We start from the raw sequence: 985 nt of genomic DNA, 5'->3' as shown, positions 1-985 counted from the left end.
TTGTGAAAGCGTTTCGTGAACTTGGGCATGAGGTTGAACTGCTTTCTTTACCAGGAGCAGATCCAGATGCCGAAGATTCGTCTGCCAGCCGCGAAAAAACAACGGTTCAAAAAACAAATATAGTTTCAACTTTGCTGTCACGTATTATTGAGTTAACGAAATACGCTCCAGAGTTTGTATTTGAGTTTATAGAGCTTGCGTACAATTTAATTGCGTTCTTCAGAGTTAATAAAGTTGTTTGTCGAGATCAGCCGGATTTCTTATACGAAAGATATTCGTTATTTATGTTTGCAGGTGTGTTGATTGCTCGAATGAAGAATGTTCCGATTATACTTGAGGTGAATGATTCAGCTATCGTGGAGCGAGTTCGGCCTTTATTTTTTAAGTGCTTAGCGCGTCGTATAGAGGCGTGGATCTTTAAAAATAGCAATGGAATCGTTTTTATTTCAACAAACTTCAAGAATACTGTTGAAAGTCAGTACGCCAATATAGCACCTAGTATTATTTGCCCAAATGCGGCAGATGTTCGGCAGTTTAATTTGGATGGAATTGATCGAGAAGCAGCTAAGTCTTCCCTAGGATTGTCGGGGCAGGTGGTATGTGGCTATGTAGGTGCATTTGTTCACTGGCATGGAATTGACTGGTTTGTAAAAGAGATTTCGCCAAAACTCTCTGGTTATCCTCAGTTGTCACTTCTCTTAGTCGGAGATGGTGTGGTCTATGAGGATATTCAGTCTGTTGTTCAGCAATACGGAATTGAGGAACAGGTGATTATGCCTGGTAGGGTCCCTCATACGGAGGTTAGTTCATATATTGCTGCAATGGATTATGGAATTCTTCCAGATTCAAATGAATATGGTTCACCGATGAAGTTGTTTGAAATGATGGCTATGGAGGTAGCACTGGTTTCTCCAGATTTTGAACCAATCGCAGAAGTAGTAAGCGATAATGAAAATGGTTGGTTGTTCACTAGAAAGGATAAAGC

The 985-nt window shown here is 40.4% G+C and carries 1 protein-coding gene; it reads left to right on the top strand.

Features of this window, described 5'->3' with window-relative positions; all coding sequences use genetic code 11:
- Positions 1 to 985: glycosyltransferase (locus tag A3761_RS17890; RefSeq protein ID WP_156491930.1), on the top strand; the 985-nt coding region annotated here is incomplete at both ends.

The sequence above is a fragment of the Oleiphilus sp. HI0123 genome, assembly GCF_001635315.1.
The sequence above is the reverse complement of the archived record's forward strand: the minus strand, read 5'-3'. Positions and strand labels throughout refer to the sequence as shown.